Annotated in this window: 17 protein-coding genes, 1 tRNA gene and 3 other RNA genes; 15 read left to right on the forward strand and 6 right to left on the reverse strand. The window is 58.3% G+C overall.

Features of this window, described 5'->3' with window-relative positions:
- Positions 1-175 precede the first annotated feature (175 nt).
- Positions 176-814, forward strand: coding sequence for a metal-binding protein ZinT (gene zinT / locus AFK63_RS19375; protein ID WP_038866767.1), 639 nt, complete (start codon positions 176-178; stop codon positions 812-814).
- Between the two features lie 46 nt (positions 815-860).
- Here zinT and AFK63_RS19380 read toward each other — a convergent pair whose 3' ends face one another.
- Entirely contained in the window at positions 861-1523 is a 663-nt protein-coding gene (locus AFK63_RS19380; protein ID WP_038866770.1) for an OmpA family lipoprotein, read from the reverse strand.
- 233 nt (positions 1524-1756) lie between these two features.
- On the opposite strand from AFK63_RS19380, the gene AFK63_RS19385 reads away from it, so the two are divergent.
- Positions 1757-4036, forward strand: a complete 2280-nt coding sequence (locus AFK63_RS19385) for a molybdopterin guanine dinucleotide-containing S/N-oxide reductase (protein ID WP_407638556.1) — start codon at positions 1757-1759, stop codon at positions 4034-4036.
- Here the strand turns inward: AFK63_RS19385 and AFK63_RS19390 are convergent.
- Both AFK63_RS19390 and AFK63_RS19395 read right to left on the reverse strand, forming a co-directional pair.
- Entirely contained in the window at positions 4005-4445 is a 441-nt protein-coding gene (locus tag AFK63_RS19390) for an N-acetyltransferase (protein WP_038866774.1), read from the reverse strand. The two genes, AFK63_RS19385 and AFK63_RS19390, sit on opposite strands and share 32 nt — an antisense overlap.
- Positions 4442-5005 carry a DNA-3-methyladenine glycosylase I gene (locus AFK63_RS19395; RefSeq protein WP_038866776.1) on the reverse strand — a complete coding sequence of 188 codons (564 nt, stop codon included), beginning with the start codon at positions 5003-5005 and terminating at the stop codon, positions 4442-4444. The genes AFK63_RS19390 and AFK63_RS19395 overlap by 4 nt, the downstream gene beginning before the upstream one ends.
- Before the next feature lie 155 nt (positions 5006-5160).
- Here AFK63_RS19395 and AFK63_RS19400 point away from each other — a divergent pair, with 155 nt between their 5' ends.
- The 13 genes from AFK63_RS19400 (at position 5161) to dppF (ending at position 16702) form a co-directional block, all read left to right on the forward strand.
- A complete protein-coding gene (locus AFK63_RS19400; RefSeq protein ID WP_038866778.1) occupies positions 5161-5793 on the forward strand; it encodes a lipase in 633 nt (210 codons plus the stop codon).
- Positions 5794-5949: 156 nt separating this feature from the next.
- Positions 5950-7152, forward strand: coding sequence for an L-lactate MFS transporter (locus tag AFK63_RS19405; protein ID WP_038866781.1), 1203 nt, complete (start codon positions 5950-5952; stop codon positions 7150-7152).
- Between the two features lie 121 nt (positions 7153-7273).
- Positions 7274-7705, forward strand: a complete 432-nt coding sequence (locus tag AFK63_RS19410; protein WP_007753714.1) for an organic hydroperoxide resistance protein — start codon at positions 7274-7276, stop codon at positions 7703-7705.
- A 216-nt stretch (positions 7706-7921) separates the two neighbouring features.
- Entirely contained in the window at positions 7922-9601 is a 1680-nt protein-coding gene (eptB, locus tag AFK63_RS19415; RefSeq protein WP_038866783.1) for a kdo(2)-lipid A phosphoethanolamine 7''-transferase, read from the forward strand.
- A 91-nt stretch (positions 9602-9692) separates the two neighbouring features.
- Positions 9693-9769: transfer RNA gene (locus tag AFK63_RS19420), tRNA-Pro, on the forward strand.
- A 32-nt stretch (positions 9770-9801) separates the two neighbouring features.
- Positions 9802-9937, forward strand: a non-coding RNA gene (locus tag AFK63_RS20920) — RtT sRNA.
- Positions 9938-9969: 32 nt separating this feature from the next.
- A non-coding RNA gene (locus tag AFK63_RS20925) (RtT sRNA) lies at positions 9970-10105 on the forward strand.
- Positions 10106-10137: 32 nt separating this feature from the next.
- Positions 10138-10273: non-coding RNA, RtT sRNA (locus AFK63_RS20930), on the forward strand.
- Positions 10274-10960: 687 nt separating this feature from the next.
- On the forward strand, positions 10961-12568 hold the full coding sequence (dppA, locus tag AFK63_RS19430) for a dipeptide ABC transporter periplasmic-binding protein DppA (protein ID WP_038866819.1): 1608 nt from the start codon (positions 10961-10963) through the stop codon (positions 12566-12568).
- A gap of 195 nt (positions 12569-12763) precedes the next feature.
- Positions 12764-13783, forward strand: a complete 1020-nt coding sequence (dppB, locus tag AFK63_RS19435) for a dipeptide ABC transporter permease DppB (RefSeq protein ID WP_007724059.1) — start codon at positions 12764-12766, stop codon at positions 13781-13783.
- A gap of 9 nt (positions 13784-13792) precedes the next feature.
- Positions 13793-14695 (forward strand): dipeptide ABC transporter permease DppC, encoded by a 903-nt coding sequence (dppC, locus tag AFK63_RS19440; RefSeq protein WP_038866821.1) that lies wholly within the window; start codon positions 13793-13795, stop codon positions 14693-14695.
- Positions 14696-14706: 11 nt separating this feature from the next.
- Positions 14707-15702, forward strand: coding sequence for a dipeptide ABC transporter ATP-binding protein (dppD, locus tag AFK63_RS19445; protein WP_007703029.1), 996 nt, complete (start codon positions 14707-14709; stop codon positions 15700-15702).
- Positions 15689-16702, forward strand: coding sequence for a dipeptide ABC transporter ATP-binding subunit DppF (gene dppF / locus AFK63_RS19450; protein WP_038866824.1), 1014 nt, complete (start codon positions 15689-15691; stop codon positions 16700-16702). Before dppD ends, dppF begins: the two co-directional genes overlap by 14 nt.
- Before the next feature lie 160 nt (positions 16703-16862).
- On the opposite strand, the gene bcsG is transcribed toward dppF, so the two are convergent.
- From bcsG to bcsE, 3 genes are read right to left on the reverse strand one after another with little or no spacing between them, the layout of a single operon-like run.
- Positions 16863-18548: a cellulose biosynthesis protein BcsG gene (bcsG, locus tag AFK63_RS19455; RefSeq protein WP_038866826.1), complete on the reverse strand. Its 1686-nt coding sequence runs from the start codon at positions 18546-18548 to the stop codon at positions 16863-16865.
- On the reverse strand, positions 18541-18738 hold the full coding sequence (bcsF, locus tag AFK63_RS19460) for a cellulose biosynthesis protein BcsF (RefSeq protein ID WP_007753678.1): 198 nt from the start codon (positions 18736-18738) through the stop codon (positions 18541-18543). The genes bcsG and bcsF overlap by 8 nt, the downstream gene beginning before the upstream one ends.
- On the reverse strand, positions 18735-20309 hold the full coding sequence (gene bcsE, locus AFK63_RS19465) for a cellulose biosynthesis protein BcsE (RefSeq protein ID WP_038866828.1): 1575 nt from the start codon (positions 20307-20309) through the stop codon (positions 18735-18737). Before bcsE ends, bcsF begins: the two co-directional genes overlap by 4 nt.
- Between the last annotated feature and the right edge of the window lie 151 nt (positions 20310-20460).

A 20460-nucleotide genomic window follows, 5' to 3' on the forward strand; every position in this document is an offset into this window, starting at 1 on the left:
GGTGACGGTTTTTATTATTAGATGATTTGGGTGGCCGCCGTAAAGCGAGTGTTGGCCAGACCGTGCATTATCGCCACTGGCGGCTTTTCGCGATATCACGATTTTGTAGCGCTGTTTATATTTATGTTATAACGTATCAATTCATGACAGTCGCTTACACAGGAGAGTGAGACCAATGAAGAAGTTAGCCTTGTTACTGGGAATGGGGCTTCTGCTTACCAGCACCCAAAGCCTGGCCCACGGCCATCATCACGGCAAACCGTTGACCGAAGCAGAGCGCCAGGCCAGCGAAGGGGTGTTTAACGATAACGACGTAAAAGATCGCCCGCTCAGTAACTGGGACGGGGTCTGGCAATCGCTTAACCCGTATCTGCTGAATGGCGATTTAGATCCGGTGCTGGCGAAAAAAGCGAAAGAAGGCGGCAAAACCGTCGAAGAATATCGCGCGTATTATAAAAAAGGTTACGCCACGGATGTCGGGATGATTGGCATTGAAAACAACGTGATGGAGTTTCACGTGGGCGACACCGTGAATGCCTGCGAATACAAATATAACGGCTATAAGATCCTGCATTACGTCTCAGGTAAAAAAGGCGTGCGTTACCTGTTTGAATGCACCGACAGCGCGTCGAAAGCGCCAAAATTCGTGCAATTCAGCGATCACACCATCGCGCCGCGCCAGTCCGCGCATTTCCATATTTATATGGGCAATACCTCGCATGAGGCGCTGTTGAAAGAGATGGATAACTGGCCGACGTACTATCCGTATCAGCTCAGCAAAGCGCAGATCGTCGACGAAATGCTGCATCACTAAGGCGTGATACCGCCTCGCCGGCCATTTCCGGTGAGGCGGTTGCCTGTTACTGCAACGGGCTCAGGGTGATTTCCACGCGACGGTTCTGCGCTTTACCCTCTTCGGTGCTGTTGCTTGCGACAGGGTTCGCCGGGCCCATACCGCTGGTGCGGATGCGGTTAGCGGCGACGCCCTGGGTGATGAGGGCGCTGGCCACGCTTTCCGCGCGCTGCTGCGACAGCTTCATGTTCAGCGCCTGTCCGCCGGTGCTGTCGGTGTAGCCCACGACATTCACGGCGGTTTTCGGGTACTCTTTCAGCACCATCGCCACGCCGGTCAGGGTGTTGGCGCCCGCCGGTTTCAGGTTCGCCTGGCTGCTGTCGAAGGTCACGTTATTCGGCATATTCAGGATAATGTTATCGCCGCTGCGGGTAACGCTGACGCCGGTGCCCTGCATTTTCTCGCGCAGTTTCGCTTCCTGAACGTCCATGTAATACCCCACGCCGCCGCCGAGCGCCGCGCCCGCCGCCGCGCCAATCAGCGCGCCTTTGCCGCGATCTTTTTTCGATGAAGAGAGCGCGCCGACGCCCGCGCCGACCAGCGAGCCGAGGCCCGCGCCGATGCCGGATTTACCCGCTTCACGTTCGCCGGTGTAAGGGTTAGTGGTGCAGCCTGAAATAACCAGTGCGCCGCTGACAATCGCGGCCACAAACATGATGCGTTTTTTCATCGCATATCCTTATTCAATTTAATTCTGGTACGCCTGGAGTGGCGGAGGTTGATTATGAGGGGTGAATATGATGAAAATTCCGGGGAGTGTTCCGATTTTGTCATCCATAACGAATCGAGCGGCGACAAAGTGACCATACTCACGCCGCCTCATCTGCAAACGCCAGTCAGGAGCCCGTTTTGGCTAACCCATCTGCTTTAAAACGCATCGTTACCGCCGCCCACTGGGGGCCTATGGTGGTTGAGACCGACGGTGAGACCGTTCTGTCCTCTCAGGGCGCGCTGCCGACGCGTCACCCGAATTCGCTGCAAACCGCCGTGCCGGATCAGGTGCACAGCAAGGCGCGCGTGCGCTACCCGATGGCGCGCAAGGGGTTTCTCGCCTCGCCGGACAGCCCGCAGGGCGTGCGCGGACAGGATGAATTTGTGCGAATCAGTTGGGATGAGGCGCTGCGTCTGATCGACCAGCAGCACCGGCGTATCCGCGAAAGCTACGGCCCGTCGTCGATTTTCGCAGGCTCCTACGGCTGGCGCTCCAACGGCGTGCTGCATAAAGCCGCGACGCTGCTGCAACGTTATATGAGTCTCGCGGGCGGCTATACCGGCCATCTTGGGGACTACTCCACGGGTGCCGCGCAGGTGATCATGCCCTATGTGCTGGGCGGCAACGAAGTGTATCAGCAGCAGACGAGCTGGCCGCTGGTGCTGGAGCACAGCGATGTGGTGGTGCTGTGGAGCGCCAACCCGCTTAATACGCTGAAAATCGCCTGGAACGCCTCTGACGAACAGGGCATCGGCTATTTCGAGCAGTTAAAAGAGAGCGGTAAAAAGCTTATCTGCATCAACCCGATGCGCCCGGAAACCGCCGATTTCTTCGGCGAGCGCATGGAGTGGATAGCCCCGCATATGGGCACCGATGTGGCGCTGATGCTTGGCATCGCCCATACGCTGGTGGAAAACGGCTGGCAGGATAATGACTTCCTTAACGCCTGTACGCATGGCTACGCGCAGTTTGCGGCCTACCTGACCGGCGAGCGCGACGGCACGCCGAAAAACGCCGCCTGGGCAGCGGCGATTTGCGGCGTCGACGCGGCGACCATCCGCGAGCTGGCGCGGCTTTTCAGCCAGAATCGCACCATGCTGATGGCGGGCTGGGGCATGCAGCGCCAGCAGTATGGCGAGCAGAAACACTGGATGCTGGTGACGCTCGCGGCCATGCTCGGCCAGATTGGCCTGCCGGGCGGCGGCTTTGGGCTGTCCTATCACTTCGCGAATGGCGGCAACCCGACGCGCCGCGCCGCGGTGCTGGCATCCATGCAGGGCACAGTCGCGGACGGTACCGACGCGGTGGATAAAATCCCGGTGGCGCGCATCGTCGAGGCGCTGGAAAACCCCGGCGGCGAATACCCGCATAACGGCCAGCAACGTATTTTCCCCGATATTCGCTTTATCTGGTGGGCAGGCGGCGCGAATTTCACTCATCACCAGGAAACCCACCGGCTTATCAACGCATGGCAGAAGCCGGAGCTGGTGGTGATTTCCGAATGCTTCTGGACGGCGGCGGCGAAGCACGCCGATATCGTGTTGCCGGTGACGACATCTTTTGAGCGCAACGACATGACCATGACCGGCGACTACAGCAATCAGCATATGGTGCCGATGAAGCAGGTCGTGCCGCCGCAGTATGAAGCGCGCAACGATTTCGATATTTTCGCTGAACTCTCCGGGCGCTGGGAAACCGGCGGGCGCGAGCGTTTCACCGAAGGCAAAAGCGAGCTCGAATGGCTGGAGACGTTTTACAACATCGCCCGCGAGCGCGGCGCGGCCCAGCAGGTGACGCTACCGGATTTCGCGGATTTCTGGGAAGCGAACCAGATAATCGAGATGCCGGAGAACCCGAAAAACGCCGAATTTGTCCGTTTTGGCGCGTTTCGCGCCGATCCGGCGGCGAACCCGCTCAGTACGCCGAGCGGAAAAATTGAGATCTACTCAGAGCGTATCGCGAGTTTCGGTTATGCCGACTGCCCGCCGCACCCGACATGGCTTGAGCCGGACGAGTGGCACGGCAACGCGCAGCCGGACGAGCTGCAGCTACTCTCGTCGCACCCTGCGCACCGCCTGCACAGCCAGCTCAACTATTCGGCGCTGCGCGAACGTTACGCAGTGGCCGGACGCGAGCCGCTGACGCTGCACCCGGACGACGCCCGTAAACGCGGTATCCATGATGGCGATCTGGTGCGCGTATGGAACGATCGCGGCCAGGTGTTGGCCGGCGCGGTAGTGACCGACGGCATTAAACCGGGCGTCATTTGCCTGCATCAGGGCGCGTGGCCCGATTTTGACTGGCAGCAGAAGGGGCTTTGCAAGAACGGCGCGGTAAATGTGCTGACGCGCGATATCCCCACCTCGCGGCTCGGCAACGGTTGCGCGGCGAACTCGTCGCTGGTGCGCGTGGAGAAATATGAAGGCCCGGCGCCGGTTGTTACGGCGTTTGATCCGCCTGCCAGCGCATAATCCACGTCGCGTGGCGGGTCTCCTCCTGCCACGCACTCTCTTCAATGCGAAACCCCCGGGCGTGATAGAAATTCACCGCCCGGGTGTTTTTCTGATAGACCTCAAGGTTCAGGGTGTCGTACTGCGACTGCACATGGGTGAGCAGGGCGGTGCCGACGCCTTTTCCCGCCCACGCCGGCGCGACGAACAGCGCGCCGATAAATTTCTCATGCATCACGCTGATAAAGCCGCGTAACGCGTTGTTTTCTTCCTCCACCCAGGTGCAGGCGCCGGGCAGATAGACATCGCGCACCACCGGCAGGCTGGCGCGCCAGTAGTCGGGGCGGATAAACGGATGTCCGGCGGTAGTGCTGGCAAGCCACAGCGCCAGCACCCGTTCGCGGTCGGCAGGGCGTTGCGCGCGGATCACGGCCGGTTCTCCGGGTGGCAGCCGCAGCCTGCGAGATGATCGTTCACCAGCCCGCAGGCCTGCATGAAGGCGTAGCAAATGGTGGGGCCGACGAATTTAAAACCGCGTTTTTTTAGCGCCTTTGAGAGCGCCTGCGCCTGCGGCGTTGTGACCGGCACCTGCGCGAGCGTGGCGGGTGAGTTGATCTTCGGCGCGCCATCAACGAACGACCAGACAAACCTGGCGAAATCTTCCCCTTGCGACTGCATGGCGAGATACGCCCGCGCGTTGGCGATAATCGCCTCGATCTTGCCGCGATGGCGGATAATCCCTGGCTCAAGCACCAGCGCGTCAACCGCCTCCGGCCCCATCTGCGCGATAGCATTCGGATCAAACCCGTGAAAACAGCGGCGATAGTGTTCGCGTTTTTTCAGCACGGTTATCCAGGAAAGCCCTGCCTGCTGGCCTTCCAGGCAGAGCATTTCAAACAGCGTGTGGTTATCTTTTTGAGGCTTGCCCCACTCATCATCATGGTAGGCGAGATAAAGCGGGTCCTGAGTGACCCATCCGCAACGTTCCATCCTGCTTTTCCTTATGGTCATAAACATCCTGGCGATTTTCTGAAGCGGCTTGACGTTGCGAATAAAGAGACAATAGTTAATTCAGGGTTATTCGCATTTCCGCTAATAAAGCCAATAAAAACTGCCGGAATCGGCTCTTTTCTGGAGTCGCCTTGATGATGATAACAATCTCTGGACGCCATGCGTTGCGACGCGCGGCGGTGCTTTTGTGGTCTCTGGTTTTTACGCAGGCGGCACACGCCTGGCAACAGGAATATATCGCTGTTGACCCGCAAAGTAATACGTCTGAACGCTATACGTGGGACAGCGATCGCACCCCGAGCTATGAGGAGATCCTCGCCGAACGGGTGGCGCAGACGCAGCGCGACGACACGTTAATCACGTCGCCGGGGCTGAATCTGTCATTGCCACTGCCGGTCGTCGCGCGCCCGGTGGCTGGCTGGCGGCGCGAGGCCAGCGGGCTTCCCGTTCAGGAGAACGGCCTGAGCGCGGACGACGCATACTGGCACCCGAGCGTCGGCTCGCTGGGCTGGCGGCTCGACTCGCGTATCGGCGCTCTGCGGCCCTGGGCGCAGGTCAGCTATAACCAACAGCACGGCGATCCGCTGTGGAATATGCAGCCGCTGCTGCCCACCAGCCAGTATGGCTCATGGATGGATGTCTCGTTTGGTGCCGATATGCCGATTAACAAGCATGTTGCGGCCTGGGCGTCCTTCTCCCAGGCGGAAGGGCGGCTGAGTGAAAACGACGCGCAAATGTACAATCTCGGCGTCAGCGCGACGTTTTAGGGCGGGCATTTGCCGCCCGTTCAAGGCCATCCATGCCTTTTTTCATGCAGTTCATTCCGCGTCAGCGGCATCTCATGCCGTTTTCCCCCGCAAAAGTAGGGGTTTCGCTATCGTTGCAGGTAGTGAAGCTTTCTTCTTTTCTTTGGGATAACAACCATGAATACATCCATCCAACAGCGTACCCGGTGGCTCACCCTGGTGGGCACCATTGTGACCCAGTTCGCGCTGGGCTCGGTTTATACCTGGAGCCTGTTTAACGGCGCGCTATCGCAAAAGCTCGACGAGCCGGTAAGCCAGGTGGCGTTTTCCTTCGGGCTGCTGAGCCTGGGGCTGGCGCTGTCATCATCGGTAGCCGGGAAGTTGCAGGAGCGTTTCGGCGTAAAACGCGTGACGATCGCCTCTGGCGTACTGTTGGGGCTGGGCCTGGTGTTAACCTCTCACGCCAGCAATCTGCTGATGCTCTGGCTGAGCGCCGGGCTGCTGGTGGGCCTCGCGGACGGTGCCGGTTATCTGCTGACGCTCTCGAACTGCGTGAAGTGGTTCCCGGAGCGCAAAGGGCTTATCTCCGCGTTCTCCATCGGCTCGTATGGTCTCGGCAGCCTCGGCTTTAAATTTATCGACAGCCATCTGCTGGCATCCGTCGGGCTTGAGCATACGTTTATTATCTGGGGCGGCCTCGTGATGGTGATGATCATCGGCGGCGCGCTGCTGATGAAAGACGCGCCGCTGCAGCCTGCAAGCGCGGGCAATAACGCAGGTGAAGGCGATTACAGCCTTGCCGAATCGATGCGTAAACCGCAGTACTGGATGCTGGCGCTGATGTTCCTGACCGCCTGCATGAGCGGCCTGTATGTCATTGGCGTGGCGAAAGATATCGCCCAGGGCATGGTGCGCCTCGACGCCGCTACCGCCGCGAACGCCGTTACCGTTATCTCCATCGCCAACCTGGCGGGCCGTCTGGTGCTTGGCATTCTCTCCGATAAAATGCCGCGCATTCGCGTGATTACGCTGGGCCAGGTGGTGTCGCTGGTTGGTATGGCGGCGCTGCTTTTCGCCCCGCTCAATGAAGTGACGTTCTTCGCGGCCATCGCCTGCGTGGCGTTTAACTTCGGCGGCACGATCACGGTGTATCCGTCGCTGGTCAGCGATTTCTTCGGGCTTAATAATCTTGCTAAAAACTACGGCGTGATTTATCTCGGCTTCGGTATCGGCAGCATCTGCGGTTCGATTATCGCCTCGCTGTTTGGCGGCTTTTACGTCACCTTCTGCGTTATCTTCGCGCTGCTGATTGTGTCGCTGGCGATTTCCACCACCATTCGCCAGCCGCGCCGCGAAACCTGGGAACACGCCCGCGCCTGATTCGCCCTTCGCCGCCGCATCCTGCGGCGGCGCTGTTTCCCCGATTGTTCTCACTTTCTCCCCAGTTCGCTCAGACGTTCTATGCTTACTAGCTGTGATTGCCAACACAAAGGAGAACAAGATGTCCTTAGAAAAAGTGGTTTATCGCGCAAAAGCGAAAGCGACTGGCGGCCGTGATGGCCGGGCAACGTCTGATGACGGCGTGCTGGATGTGAAACTCGGCGTGCCGAAAGAGATGGGCGGCGCGGGTGGTCAGGTGACCAACCCGGAGCAGCTCTTCGCGGCGGGCTATTCCGCCTGCTTCCTAGGCGCGCTGAAGCATGTCGCCGCGCAGGAGAAAAAGAAAGTGCCGCAGGAGGCGTTTATCGAAGGTCAGGTGGGGATTGGCCCGCTGCCGACCGGCTTCGGAATTGAAGCCCAGCTGGATATTCATTTGCCGGGCATGGATCGTGCGGAAGCGGAAGAACTGGTGCAGAAAGCGCACATTGTCTGCCCGTACTCCAACGCCACGCGCGGCAATATCGACGTTAAGCTGAATGTGATTACCGACTAACCGGCTTCACGCGCCATAAAATGCGGTTCCGGCCTCATATTTTTGTAAATAGAGGCCGGACCGCCCTAAAAGCCCGCACTTTTTCCCGCTTCTGTGGTCTACTTCCCCGCGTCTGAGTTAAGAATCTCCTGATTCCCTCACGGCCGTTACCTGTACATTCTTTTTTCCTTTTTTGGGTAAAGGGTTTTTAGTGCCTGCTTTGCCTGGACGGTTTGCATGAAATACATCCTTTCGATGACCCAGCAGAAGCTGAGCTTTCTGTTGGCGGTATACATCGGTCTGTTTTTGAACTGCGCGGTGCTGTACCGTCGTTTTGATGGTTATGCGCAAAATCTCACCTGGGTTAATGGCGTCTCAATGGTGGTGGAGCTGGCGGCGACTGTGCTGGTCACGTTCTTCCTGCTGCGCGTGCTGTCGCTGTTCGGGCGACGCGTCTGGCGCGTGCTGACGACGCTTATCGTCCTGTTCTCCGCCGCGGCCAGTTATTACATGACGTTTATGAACGTCGTGATTGGCTACGGGATCATCGCGTCAGTGATGACTACTGATATTGATCTCTCAAAAGAGGTGATCGGCTGGCAGTTTATCGCCTGGATGGTGCTGGTATGTATCGTGCCGCTGGCGCTTATCTGGGGCAATCGCTGCCGCGATACGCTGCTGCGCCAGCTGCGCACGCGCGATCAACGCCTGAAAAGCGCGGCGGTGGTGATTGTGGCCGGCCTGCTGGTCTGGGCGCCGATTCGCCTGCTGGATTTGCAGCAGAAGAACGAAGAACGCACCTCTGGCGTCGATATGCCGAGCTACGGCGGCGTGGTGGCGAACTCTTATCTGCCGTCGAACTGGCTCTCTGCGCTGGGCCTCTACGCCTGGGCGCAGGTGGACGAGTCGAGCGATAACAAATCATTGCTGAACCCGGCCAAAAAATTCACCTGGCAGGCCCCGCAGGGCATCGATGACACCTACGTGGTGTTTATCATCGGCGAAACCACGCGCTGGGATCACATGGGCATGCTCGGTTACGACCGTGACACCACGCCGAAACTCGCGCAGGAGAAAAACCTGGCGGCGTTCCGCGGCGAGTCGTGCGACACGGCGACCAAACTGTCGCTGCGCTGTATGTTTGTTCGTGAAGGCGGCGCGGACGATAATCCACAGCGCACCCTGAAAGAGCAGAACGTTTTCGCAGTGCTCAAGCAGTTGGGCTTTAGCGCAGATCTCTATGCGATGCAGAGCGAGATGTGGTTTTACAGCAACACGATGGCGGACAACATCGCCTACCGCGAGCAGATAGGCGCCGAGCCGCGCAACCGCGGCAAGCAGGTGGATGACATGCTGCTGGTGGATGAGATGAAAAACTCGCTGACCAACCACGAGAAGGGCAAGCACCTCATCATCCTGCATACCAAAGGCTCGCATTATAACTATGTGCAGCGTTATCCGCGCAGCTTCGCGCGCTGGCAGCCGGAGTGCATGGGCGTTGACTCCAGCTGTAGCCGCGAGGAGCTGATTAACGCGTACGATAACTCGGTGCTGTACGTCGACAGCTTTATCTCTGATGTCATCGACCAGGTGCGTAACAAGAAAGCGATTGTTTTCTATGCGGCGGATCATGGCGAGTCGATCAACGAGAAAGAGCATCTGCACGGTACGCCGCGCAATATCGCGCCGCCGGAGCAGTTCCGCGTGCCGATGATGGTCTGGATGTCTGACAGCTACCTGGCCGACCCGCAACACGCGCAGGCATTCGCGCAGCTTAAACTGCAGGCGCAGCAGAAGCGTCCGCATCGCCACGTTGAGCTGTTCGACACCATTATGGGCTGTCTGGGTTATCAGTCGCCGGACGGCGGCATCAACCAGAATAACAACTGGTGCCACGTTCCTGATGCGGCAAAATAGCCATATCGCTGGCTTTTCAGCCGATCGCGCGGCTTTTTTAAAGTAAGGGATTGACGAGGATTAGGGTGCGCAGTAATATGCGCCCCGCATTCGGTGATTGGCGCAGCCTGGTAGCGCACTTCGTTCGGGACGAAGGGGTCGGAGGTTCGAATCCTCTATCACCGACCAAATTTAAAAAGCCTGCTCAATGAGCAGGCTTTTTGCTTTCCGGCGTCTGCGAGGATGAGAACCTCCGGGGGCAGGGAGGTTCGACCCGAGCGTAGCGAGAGAACGTTGCGCAGCAACGGCCCGCAGGGCGAAGCCGCGCAGCGGCGAGTTATCCTCTGGCACCGACCAAATTTAAAAAGCCTGCTCAATGAGCAGGCTTTTTGCTTTCCGGCGTCTGCGAGGATGAGAACCTCCGGGGGCAGGGAGGTTCGACCCGAGCGTAGCGAGAGAACGTTGCGCAGCAACGGCCCGCAGGGCGAAGCCGCGCAGCGGCGAGTTATCCTCTGGCACCGACCAAATTTAAAAAGCCTGCTCAGTGAGCAGGCTTTTTGCTTTCCGGCGTCTGCGAGGATGAGAACCTCCAGGGGCAGGGAGATTCGACCCGAGCGTAGCGAGAGAACGTTGCGCAGCAACGGCCCGCAGGGCGAAGCCGCGCAGCGGCGAGTTATCCTCTGGCACCGACCAAATTTAAAAAGCCTGCTCAGTGAGCAGGCTTTTTGCTTTCCGGCGTTTATGAAACCGAAAAGGCAGGCTTTATTCATTCACGCTATCGCATTTCTGCCCCATTAAGAATCGGCGCCAGGCATTATCTGTCGAACGCTGACGCGCCGCTTAATTCGCCCGTCTTATTTAGCTTCGATTTTGTCGTCTGAACACGATTCTGTGACATATTTCATTGAAAATAGTTATGAAACACGCCGCATACTTTCCCCTCTGCTTATATATCGCCTTAGCATTTTTTGCTGCATGCTTAACAAATTTCGCCATAAACCGTTCATAAGTTCGCCACAGCGCGAGAAATTTTAGATTAACCGCATAAAACATAAGCGCTGGATGTTACAAATTATCAAGATGATTATTCTGCCAGCATGGGCGTAGCATAAATTTCCGTGCTGAAAACACGGCCATGAGGTTTTTTTAATCTTTGTTTGCCGTTTCTCACCCCGGTTGTAAATCCCGGATAGCTGTATTGACGTTTGCCTGTTCTGTTGACAGATTGTAGGGCGTGAGGGTCATTTTACGGACAATCTGTACTGCAACTCAGTCTCCCTTGCGAAAGGAATCCCCAGCCTCACCATTACCGATCGGACCGGGCAAAAAATAAAAAAGGTCTGACGGATAACACAACACCTATCACATTGGAGCAGAAGAATGAGTATTTCCTTGAAGAAGTCAGGGATGCTGAAGTTTGGTCTGAGCCTGCTGGCTATGGCCTGCGCCGCAAGCGTACAAGCCAAAACCCTGGTTTACTGTTCAGAAGGCTCGCCTGAAGGCTTTAACCCACAGCTCTTCACCTCTGGCACCACCTATGACGCAAGCTCTGTGCCTATTTATAACCGCCTGGTAGAATTTAAAACCGGCACCACGGAAATTATTCCGGGGCTCGCGGAAAAATGGGACGTCAGCGAAGATGGTAAAACCTATACTTTCCATCTGCGTAAAGGCGTGAAATGGCAGGACAATAAAGAATTTAAACCGACGCGCGAATTTAACGCCGATGATGTCGTGTTCTCGTTTGATCGTCAGAAAAACGCGCAAAACCCGTATCATAAAGTCTCTGGCGGTAGCTACGAATATTTCGAAGGCATGGGCCTGCCGACGCTGATTAGCGAAGTGAAAAAAGTCGACGACCATACCGTCCAGTTTGTGCTGACGCGCCCGGAAGCGCCGTTCCTCGCGGATATGGCGATGGACTTCGCCTCAATTCTCTCTAAAGAATACGCCGACAATATGCTGAAAGCCGGCACTCCGGAGAAAGTCGACCTGAACCCGATCGGCACCGGCCCGTTCCAGCTTCTGCAATACCAGAAAGACTCCCGTATTCTGTATAAAGCGTTCCAGGGCTTCTGGGGCACTAAGCCGAAGATTGACCGTCTGGTCTTCTCTATTACGCCGGATGCGTCTGTGCGTTACGCCAAACTGCAGAAAAATGAGTGTCAGGTGATGCCGTACCCGAACCCGGCAGATATCGCGCGCATGAAGCAGGATAAAAACATTAACCTGATGGAGCAGGCGGGTCTGAACGTCGGCTACCTCTCTTTCAACACCGAGAAAAAGCCGTTTGACGACGTGAAAGTGCGTCAGGCGCTGACCTACGCGGTGAATAAAGACGCCATCATCAAAGCGGTTTACCAGGGCGCGGGCGTTGCCGCCAAAAACCTGATCCCGCCGACCATGTGGGGTTACAACGACGACGTGAAGGATTACACCTATGACGTCGAGAAAGCCAAAGCGCTGCTGAAAGAAGCAGGCCAGGATAAAGGCTTTACCGTTGAGCTGTGGGCGATGCCGGTACAGCGTCCGTACAACCCGAACGCGCGCCGTATGGCCGAGATGATCCAGGCTGACTGGGCGAAAATCGGCGTTCAGGCCAAAATCGTGACCTACGAGTGGGGCGAGTATCTGAAACGCGCCAAAGCGGGCGAGCACCAGGCCGTGATGATGGGCTGGACCGGCGACAACGGGGATCCGGATAACTTCTTCGCAACCCTGTTCAGCTGCGACGCGGCGAAAGATGGCTCCAACTACTCTCGCTGGTGCTACAAGCCGTTTGAAGATCTGATTCAGCCGGCGCGCGCCACTGAAGACCACAACAAACGTATCGAACTTTACAAACAGGCTCAGGTCGTGATGCACGATCAGGCGCCGGCGCTTATCGTCGCGCACTCCACCGTGTATGAGCCGGTGCGTAAAGAGGTCAAAGGCTACGTGGTCGATCCGCTGGGCAAACACCACTTCGAAAACGTCTCCGTTGAATAATTAAAACCATCAGGGGCGCGTGAGCGCCCCGTGTCCGGCGACGCTGCGCTTATCTCGGTCTACACTTGCAGGCCGGGTAAGGGCAGCGCACCCGGCAGCAGTGCTTTATTCCCTCTCTCACAGGGGAGGGAATGAGATTTGTGAGCAATACAGACCACATCCCCTGGTTGTGCGTCATTACAGAGAATCCGGGTTATGTTGCAGTTCATCCTCCGACGTCTGGGGCTTGTTATCCCGACGTTTATCGGTATCACCCTTCTCACTTTTGCCTTCGTCCATATGATCCCCGGCGACCCGGTGATGATCATGGCGGGCGAACGTGGTATTTCCCCTGAGCGTCACGCGCAGCTGCTGGCCGAGCTTGGCCTCGACAAGCCGCTGTGGGAACAGTATCTCCATTACATCTGGGGCGTGCTGCATGGCGATTTAGGGATCTCGCTGAAAAGCCGCCTCCCGGTCTGGGAAGAGTTCGTGCCGCGCTTTAAAGCGACGCTGGAACTGGGCATTTGCGCGATGATTTTCGCCGTCGCCGTGGGCATTCCGGTCGGCGTGCTGGCCGCCGTGAAGCGCGGTTCCATCTTCGATCACACCGCGGTGGGCCTGGCGCTGACTGGCTACTCCATGCCTATCTTCTGGTGGGGCATGATGCTTATCATGCTGGTTTCGGTGCAGTGGAACCTGACGCCGGTCTCCGGGCGCGTCAGCGATATGGTGTTCCTTGACGACACCAATCCGCTGACCGGCTTTATGCTCATTGACACCGCCATCTGGGGCGAAGAGGGCAACTTTATCGATGCCCTGGCGCATATGATCCTGCCTGCCGTGGTGCTCGGCACCATTCCGCTGGCGGTGATTGTGCGTATGACCCGCTCCGCGATGCTGGAAGTGCTCGGCGAAGATTACATCCGCACTGCGCGCGCCAAGGGCCTGACCCGCATGCGCGTCATTATCATTCACGCGCTGCGTAACGCCATGCTGCCGGTCGTGACGGTGATTGGGCTGCAGGTGGGCACGCTGCTGGCGGGCGCTATCCTGACGGAAACCATCTTCTCCTGGCCGGGGCTCGGCCGCTGGCTGATTGACGCGCTGCAGCGCCGCGATTATCCGGTGGTGCAGGGCGGCGTGCTGCTGGTGGCGACGATGATTATTCTCGTCAATCTGCTGGTCGATCTGCTCTATGGCGTGGTGAACCCGCGTATTCGTCATAAGAAATAAGGGGCCATCATGACGCAAATGACTGAAAACAAAGTGGTGGCCGCACCGGTGCCGATGACGCCGATGCAGGAGTTCTGGCACTACTTCAAACGTAACAAAGGCGCTGTGGTCGGCCTGGTGTATGTGGTGGTGATGATAATCATCGCCGTCTTCGCGAACTTTATCGCGCCGCATAACCCGGCGGAGCAGTTCCGCGACGCGCTGCTGGCCCCGCCGGTCTGGCAGGATGGCGGCACCTGGGCGCATATTCTCGGCACCGACGACGTAGGCCGTGATGTGATGTCGCGCCTGATGTACGGCGCGCGCCTGTCGCTGCTGGTCGGCTGTCTGGTGGTGGTGCTGTCGCTGGTGATGGGCATTGTGCTCGGCCTGGTGGCGGGTTATTTCGGCGGCATCGTCGACACCATCATCATGCGCGTGGTCGATATTATGCTGGCGCTGCCGAGCCTGCTGCTGGCGCTGGTGCTGGTGGCGATTTTCGGCCCGTCCATCGTTAACGCCTCGCTGGCGCTCACCTTCGTGGCGCTGCCGCACTATGTGCGCTTAACCCGCGCGGCGGTGCTGGTGGAAGTGAGCCGCGATTACGTCACCGCCTCGCGCGTGGCGGGCGCGGGCGCGATGCGCCAGATGTTCGTGAATATTTTCCCTAACTGCCTTGCGCCACTGATTGTTCAGGCGTCGCTTGGTTTCTCGAATGCCATTCTCGATATGGCCGCACTGGGCTTTCTCGGCATGGGCGCGCAGCCGCCAACACCGGAGTGGGGCACCATGCTCTCCGACGTGTTGCAGTTCGCGCAAAGTGCCTGGTGGGTCGTGACCTTCCCGGGTCTCGCAATCCTGCTGACGGTGCTGGCATTTAACCTGATGGGTGACGGCCTGCGTGACGCGCTCGACCCCAAACTCAAGCAGTAAAGAGGCACGAGATGGCGTTACTGAATGTAGATAAATTATCGGTGCACTTCGGCGACGAAGGCACCCCGTTCCGCGCCGTAGACCGCGTAAGCTACAGCGTGAACCAGGGCGAAGTGGTCGGCATTGTGGGGGAATCGGGCTCGGGCAAATCGGTCAGCTCGCTGGCTATCATGGGCCTTATCGATTTTCCTGGCCGCGTGATGGCGGACAAACTGGAATTCAACGGCCAGGATTTACAGCGTATCTCGGAAAAAGATCGCCGTAACCTGGTGGGCGCCGAAGTGGCGATGATCTTCCAGGATCCGATGACCAGTCTGAACCCCTGCTACACCGTGGGTTTCCAGATTATGGAAGCGATCAAAGTGCACCAGGGCGGCAATAAAAAGACCCGCCGCCAGCGCGCGATCGACTTGCTCAACCTGGTCGGCATTCCGGACCCGGCGTCGCGTCTTGACGTCTACCCGCACCAGCTGTCGGGCGGGATGAGCCAGCGCGTAATGATTGCGATGGCGATCGCCTGTCGTCCGAAGCTGCTGATTGCCGATGAACCGACGACCGCGCTGGATGTAACTATCCAGGCGCAGATTATTGAACTGCTGCTGGAGCTTCAGCAAAAAGAGAACATGGCGCTGATCCTTATCACCCATGATCTCGCGCTGGTGGCCGAAGCGGCGCACAAAATCATCGTGATGTACGCAGGCCAGGTGGTGGAAACCGGCGAGGCGCGGGATATCTTCCGCGCGCCGCGCCACCCCTACACGCAGGCGCTGCTGCGCGCGCTACCGGAGTTCGCGCAGGATAAAGCGCGTCTGGCGTCGCTGCCGGGCGTGGTGCCGGGGAAATATGACCGTCCGACGGGCTGTTTGCTCAACCCGCGCTGCCCCTACGCCACCGAGCGCTGCCGCGCCGAAGAACCGGCGTTAAACCTGGTGGACAACGGCCGCCAGTCGAAATGCCACTATCCCCTCGATGATGCCGGGAGGCCAACCAATTATGAGCACGCATGAGGCCACCACGCAGCACCCGCTGTTGCAGGCTATCGACCTGAAAAAACACTACCCGGTGAAGAAGGGTTTCTTCGCGCCGGAACGTCTGGTGAAGGCGCTGGACGGCGTCTCCTTTACCCTTGAGCGCGGCAAAACGCTGGCGGTGGTGGGCGAGTCCGGCTGTGGGAAATCCACGCTCGGCCGTCTGCTGACGATGATAGAAACGCCGACCGGCGGCGAGCTTTACTATCAGGGCCAGGATCTGCTGAAACCCGACGAAACGGCGGAGAAACTGCGCCGCCAGAAAATCCAGATCGTGTTCCAGAACCCGTATGGCTCCCTGAATCCGCGTAAAAAAGTGGGGCAAATCCTTGAGGAGCCGCTGCTCATTAACAGCTCGCTCAGCAAAGAGGCGCGCCGCGAAAAAGCGCTGGCGATGATGGCGAAAGTCGGTCTCAAAACCGAGCATTACGACCGCTATCCGCATATGTTCTCCGGCGGCCAGCGTCAGCGTATCGCTATCGCGCGCGGGCTGATGCTCGACCCGGATGTGGTGATAGCCGACGAACCGGTGTCGGCGCTTGATGTCTCGGTGCGCGCGCAGGTCCTGAACCTGATGATGGATTTGCAGCAGGATCTGGGGCTCTCTTATGTGTTTATCTCCCACGATTTGTCGGTGGTGGAGCACATCGCCGATGAAGTGATGGTGATGTATCTGGGCCGCTGCGTGGAGAAGGGCACCAAAGACCAGATTTTCTCGAACCCGCGTCATCCGTACACCCAGGCGCTGCTCTCCGCGACGCCGCGCCTGAACCCGGACGACCGCCGCGAGCGCATCAAGCTCACCGGCGAGCTGCCAAGCCCGCTGAATCCGCCGCCGGGGTGCGCCTTCAGCGCCCGTTGCCGCCGCCGTTTCGGGCCGTGCACGCAGATCCAGCCGCAGCTGAAGGAGTATAACGGTCAGTTAGTGGCCTGTTTCGCCGTCGATCAGGATGAAACCGGCGAGCCGCGCATTCCATAACCTACGCGCGAAACAAAAAGCCGACGCAGAGCGTCGGCTTTTTTTATGGGTGTTATGGCAGGCCGTGGTGGATGCGCTTCGCGTGTCCCTGCGAATAATACCGGTAGCGTCGTTATAGGGCGGGTAAGCCTGCGCCCCCGCCACGCTCCACCACACCGGCTTACTGCGGGTACGGCACCCAATCGCCGCCGCTTAAGCGCACCCAGGGTTTCCCCTGATATTGCACCACCACGGCGTTAGCGTTCTCAGAGACCGGCGCGCTCTGCGGCAGATTACTGGTCAGCCCCTGCCAGTCCACGTTATCGGCCACAAAGTTTTTCCCATCCAGCATCCGCGTTACCAGTTCCGAAATCGCAAGGAAGCTGCTTGGCTGATCTATCTCAACCGCGGCGCCCTGATGCGGGGCCTTCATGCCGATAAACTTGATGCCGACCGGCACGTGCGTGATAGCCGGGCTCGGGATATCGCGCAGGCCGGAAACCTGCATTTTATCACCCTGCAGCGCCGCGCCATGCTCCGGCACGATCACCACCATGACTTTGCGATTCTCTTTTTCGAGCTGCGTGAGGAACGCGTCCAGCTCGTCAAACAGCTTCTGCGCGCGCGCTTTGTAATCGGCGGTTTTGCTGTTGCCCGGATAGTGGTTGCCGTCATGCAGCGGCAGCAGGTTAAAGAACGTGGCGCTGCGATCGCCGCTGCCTTCGCCCTTCACGGTCTGCTGCCAGCGGTTAAGCACCGCCGCGTCGTCATACACCGGCGAGCCGTCGAACGACAGCAGATTCACCGGCAGCCCCGACTGATCCATCAGCGGCTCCTGCATATTGCCGTTTTCGCGCACTTCTTTGAGGAAGTTACCGAACACGCCGTTATGGTCCATCATCAGGTGACGCTTGAAGCCGAGCTTCGCCAGGTTATCGAACAGGTAGCACTGCTCGCCGGCGGGCTGATACAGGTTTTTATGCGACGGCTGGCCGCAGCTGGCGCGCAGCAGACGGATAGCCGCCGGGCCGCTGTATGATGTGCCGGAGTTAAAGTTCTTAAACACGATATCGAAATGCGACCACAGCGGGTGCGACATCAGGCCGGCGGCCTCCACATCGGCCCACGCCAGCGAACAAATGTTAATGACCAGCAGATCAAACGGCTGGGCGTCGGCTGGCAGGCTCGCCGGGAACGTCGTCTGGCGTTTGGCCTCGCTGGCGTAGAAACTGTTCAGCCAGTCATTAATACTCTGTGAGCTTGCGGGGGCGGTTTGCAGCGGTATATCGCCCGCCACCAGGTTATTGGCGGTATTCGCCACCGTCGGCGCCGCGCCGCCGCCCGTGGTCGTCACCGTTGCGGGCGCGGTGTTCCCGGCAGGCCATAGCGAGACGATCGGGCCGGTAATGGTCAGCACGTTAAGCCAGACCAAAATCGCCACCACAAATACCGTCACCCGCACCCACTGGGAGACAAACATCCAGGCGACCAGCAGTACAAAGGCGGCGCCTATCATCTGCCAGTTAATAAAGCGCGTCACCAGGTCCAGCACATAGTCGGTGCTAAAGCCCGCCACCTGCGAGCCCTGGCTCATAATGCTTTGCGGCCCCGGCAGCCAGGTGTCGTGCCAGAACAGGCCAATACCGACCGGAATGGCTATCCAGTGGCGCAGACGGTGCAGGCGCAGATTGGGGATCGGAAACAGCAGAAACGCCATAAACACCAGGTTGGCGAGTGGATGAAAATTCAGGTAGCCCGTCCAGAGCAGGCCGAATTTCAGCAGGAAATAGTAGTTCCAGCCGGAAAGACCGCGCCAGTTTTGCCAGCCCGAGCGGGCAAGGGGAGCGGAGTGAACGTGATTAGTCATGTTTTACATTAGCCTTGACGGTAGAGCGGCGGCGCAACGTACCAGCGGGTTTAACAAAGCGGGGGCGAAACAGCAACGGGCGCAGCGTTTTCATCATACGCCGCTTACCCACGCACAGCGCATACCCCAAAGGAATGAACACCAGCGCGCACAGCGCAATAAGCTGAAGAATATCGCTAATCGACATCATAACGCGCGCTCCTGTGCCGGATCGTTAAGCAGCGTAATGGGCGTCGGCGTACGGCGTACGGGAGTTTTCGGCGCATCCGTAAGGATGGCGGCGGTCTGGCTCGCCTGACGCGTCATCGCAAGCGGCGCGGTCCACTGCTCCGGGCGCATCGCGCTCATCTGGAAAATCTCTGCGGCTATCTGCTTATCTTCGTGCCACACCATGCGGTTGGAAAACAGCTCGCTTATCGGCAGCGGGAAGATATGGCTCAGGGCGGTATCGAGATCGGTTATCCGACAGAACGAGAGAAACAGCACCAGCCGGTTTTCACCGAGCGTGACGATATCGCCCATGCGCCCGGGGCGGCAGAGCGTTAACGCCTGTTCGACGCGAATGCCTGGCACCGGGCGCAGCGCCACCAGAATGCCTTTGTTGTCCTGCGGGATAAGTACGTTATTCATCAGCGCGCCGACGGCGTTGCAGAAAACGTCCCACGGCTGATAGCCGCGCATTTTCAGCGGCTGCATCGCCTCCAGCAGCGTATTCACATCTTCCGGCACAAAGCGGGTGAACTGTTGATTCTGCACGCTTTCGATAAGCGTCAGGCAGCGGGAGAGCGGCGCGTTCCACGGGATCACCATATTCGCGCCGCAGCCCAGCAGCAGTCGTTCATCGGTGGCGCGCACGCTGGCTTTGTTCTCGCGCACGATAATTTTCAGCGCGCTGCCGCGCTGGCGGCGCAGCGCATGTACGTGACGCGCCAGTCCTTCAATCTGGTTGTTTTGGGTGAGCGAGAAGATAACCGTCGCGGCCTGGGCCTGGCGGGCCTCGTTAAACAGCGCGTCGTTGCTTTCAAACAACGTCCAGTTTTCGGAGAGCGGTGGCGCGCCTTCCAGCACGGCGATATGGCTCAGCACACGGCGTTCGTCGCTGCGCGATTGCAACGAGACTTCCTGACGCGGCACCAGCGCCAGACGGCCATTGGCGTACGTGACCTGCAACTGCTGACGCGCGCTCACGCCTTTATCGTTAAACCAGAACGCCACATCATACAGCCAGGCATCGCCCTGATAGCGCAGCGTGGCGAGGCCGGAAAGGTGCTGGTATTCGCTCATTAACATTGACGTTTGCCGATCGGCCTGCGCGCCGGAATTAATAATCAGCAATGTGCAGCGCTGTTCTTGTGCCCAGCTTTGGCTTTTTCTTATCCAGGCTTTAATATGAGCGGGCGCGACACCCTGCCAGGCGTTTTCCGCGCACAGCAGGACGATAAAATAGTTTTCCGGTTCAAAACTGCAAAGCAGATCGTGATGCAGATGATGAAATGCATCCTGACTATTCGGCATGGTAAACAGACGTACTTCATCCGGGCCTGCCGGCGCGGGAGGAAGCGGAGAAATAAGGGTTTCCGGCGCGGCGCTCATGGTAATGACAGCCACTTTCGTTTGCGGCGCTTGTGCCTGAAGTGTTTGATTAACGAACAATATTGCGTCGCTATAGCGGTCGCAATTTATCCATCCCAGCCCGCCTGCCGAAATATGGCGCAGCTCATCCCATAGCGAATCAATGCCAATTGAAAAAACAAGAGCCATGGCGCCCTCAATATACAAAGAGTATGACTGTCAGTTTACTAGCGAAAGCCAGGAAATAAACCTAACATTGAAATTAAAGAACATGATCATTAGCATGCAAACCGGGACTGCGCAGATTCTTTGTTATCGTTTGCTGGCTTTAGTGATATTG

The sequence above is a fragment of the Cronobacter muytjensii ATCC 51329 genome, assembly GCF_001277195.1.
GTDB lineage: Bacteria > Pseudomonadota > Gammaproteobacteria > Enterobacterales > Enterobacteriaceae > Cronobacter > Cronobacter muytjensii.

Coding starts and splice junctions, on each gene's coding strand:
- zinT (WP_038866767.1), top strand. CDS start 176: ATGAAGAAGTTAGCCTTGTTACTGGGAATGGGGCTTCTGCTTACCAGC.
- AFK63_RS19380 (WP_038866770.1), bottom strand. CDS start 1,523: ATGAAAAAACGCATCATGTTTGTGGCCGCGATTGTCAGCGGCGCACTG.
- AFK63_RS19385 (WP_407638556.1), top strand. CDS start 1,757: ATGGTGGTTGAGACCGACGGTGAGACCGTTCTGTCCTCTCAGGGCGCG.
- AFK63_RS19395 (WP_038866776.1), bottom strand. CDS start 5,005: ATGGAACGTTGCGGATGGGTCACTCAGGACCCGCTTTATCTCGCCTAC.
- AFK63_RS19400 (WP_038866778.1), top strand. CDS start 5,161: ATGATGATAACAATCTCTGGACGCCATGCGTTGCGACGCGCGGCGGTG.
- AFK63_RS19405 (WP_038866781.1), top strand. CDS start 5,950: ATGAATACATCCATCCAACAGCGTACCCGGTGGCTCACCCTGGTGGGC.
- AFK63_RS19410 (WP_007753714.1), top strand. CDS start 7,274: ATGTCCTTAGAAAAAGTGGTTTATCGCGCAAAAGCGAAAGCGACTGGC.
- eptB (WP_038866783.1), top strand. CDS start 7,922: ATGAAATACATCCTTTCGATGACCCAGCAGAAGCTGAGCTTTCTGTTG.
- dppA (WP_038866819.1), top strand. CDS start 10,961: ATGAGTATTTCCTTGAAGAAGTCAGGGATGCTGAAGTTTGGTCTGAGC.
- dppB (WP_007724059.1), top strand. CDS start 12,764: ATGTTGCAGTTCATCCTCCGACGTCTGGGGCTTGTTATCCCGACGTTT.
- dppC (WP_038866821.1), top strand. CDS start 13,793: ATGACGCAAATGACTGAAAACAAAGTGGTGGCCGCACCGGTGCCGATG.
- dppD (WP_007703029.1), top strand. CDS start 14,707: ATGGCGTTACTGAATGTAGATAAATTATCGGTGCACTTCGGCGACGAA.
- dppF (WP_038866824.1), top strand. CDS start 15,689: ATGAGCACGCATGAGGCCACCACGCAGCACCCGCTGTTGCAGGCTATC.
- bcsG (WP_038866826.1), bottom strand. CDS start 18,548: ATGACTAATCACGTTCACTCCGCTCCCCTTGCCCGCTCGGGCTGGCAA.
- bcsF (WP_007753678.1), bottom strand. CDS start 18,738: ATGATGTCGATTAGCGATATTCTTCAGCTTATTGCGCTGTGCGCGCTG.
- bcsE (WP_038866828.1), bottom strand. CDS start 20,309: ATGGCTCTTGTTTTTTCAATTGGCATTGATTCGCTATGGGATGAGCTG.